General features: G+C 55.3%; 2 protein-coding genes. Both read left to right on the top strand.

Features of this window, described 5'->3' with window-relative positions; translation table 11 throughout:
- On the top strand, window positions 1-928 hold a 928-nt coding region (locus tag G4D87_RS37645), incomplete at its 5' end, for a hypothetical protein (RefSeq protein WP_205507885.1).
- Window positions 929-1,256: 328 nt separating this feature from the next.
- Window positions 1,257-1,436: a hypothetical protein gene (locus tag G4D87_RS37650; RefSeq protein WP_163787574.1), complete on the top strand. Its 180-nt coding sequence runs from the start codon at window positions 1,257-1,259 to the stop codon at window positions 1,434-1,436.
- Window positions 1,437-1,536: the final 100 nt, after the last annotated feature.

A 1,536-nucleotide genomic window follows, 5' to 3' on the forward strand; every position in this document is an offset into this window, starting at 1 on the left:
CTCCATCGCCTCCCACATGGCGGTCATTACAGGAGATCAAGACTGGGTCAAATCCAGCAAGGTAAAGACATTAACGCTCGAGCACCATATGGCTGCATCGCGCATGGGGTTTTCAGATGCCTTCTCTGCGCTTTACAACGTAAAGACCTGGAACCAAAGCCTTCTAGATGGCACCCTCCCTCCGTATCGATTCTTCGTCAATCAGGTATTGCCTCTCGTAAAGGCCAAGCGCCGCGGCGACCGCTTTGCTGTCGCCCGGATCATCAAAAGCTTCTCGCCACTGCTGACGCAAGCAGCCTTGCGCAACGCTGAAAATCAACCAAGCCATCTCCAACAGGCAAACATCGCAATCGACTCACTAATGGAACTCTGGAAGCACGACACAGACCCCTCCCTGCTGGATGTTTTGAGACGCATTGATAAAAACAACCTGCTTGAAATACCCGACTCTTTGCGCGCAAGTGCATCAGACGCAATGCAGAAGGCGGCAGAAATTCCTACCGGAGGGAACGATGAAATGAGTCAGCAGACCGAAATGACCGATGGCCTTGAGAAGTTTTTAAAAGCTCCATTCTCGCAAATCGAGCCTATGGCCGAGTACCTCCTGGGCAATGCCAATTTCGATACACACCAAGGGGTCAAGGGCCTTGAATTTGATCGTGTCATGGTGATTATGGATGACGACGAGGCCCGAGGTTTCTCCTTTAAATATGATCAACTTTTTGGTGGAAAATCGGCTGAAGGAAAGACATTCGAAAACACTAGACGCCTCTTCTACGTAACCTCAAGTCGAGCAAGGAAGAGCCTTGCCTTGGTTGCCTACGCATCGGAGCCAGACCGCGTCAGACAATTCGTCCTCAACAAAGGCTGGTTCACTGCCGACGAACTCGTAGGAGAATCAGATCTGAACATTCCTCTCCCTCTTTGACCCACAAGCACTCATGTATTGATTTGGCACGAAAGCCTGTGTCTCGGCTCCGAACAAAGCAGGTGGCGAGAATGGTGAACCAGCCGGGTTACTCGCGCCGTGTGGAGAATGTAGCCCTGAAGGTCAGGCCTGATTCGCCCTCGGGTGTCTACGATTTCGTGAGGAGGCCTCGTGAGAGTCATCCCTTTAAACATCTTCGGCATCGGCTCCCTGGGCGGGAGGGAGACATGCAGACGAGCGAGCGGGCGAAGGGACTGCTTCATGGGGACGCCCGGGCCCCTGTGCGGACGGTAGCCCCTTGGGCACTGTTGGTGGGGGTTCTACCGTCATGTTCGATGCCATCGTGAAGCGCTTCCTTGCCGAGAGTCCACTCACCGTCATGGCCCGGCTGGTGCTGGAGCGTGCCTGTGACGCGGCTTGGGTGGATGAGGCGTTCCAGGAGCACCGGGGCCGACAGTATGAGCGCGAGTTGCTGTTCTCCGTAAGCGTCCGGCCAACGACGTGCTGAGAGGCGTTGAGGTGAGAGCCGCCGCCGTGGACGCTGGCGAGCATGTCGAAGTCGGTGGAGAAGCAGGAGTGGTTCCAGGTCGCGGAGTCTTTCGAGGCCA

This window comes from Myxococcus vastator, assembly GCF_010894475.1.
In the GTDB taxonomy this organism is placed as follows: Bacteria; Myxococcota; Myxococcia; order Myxococcales; family Myxococcaceae; genus Myxococcus; species Myxococcus vastator.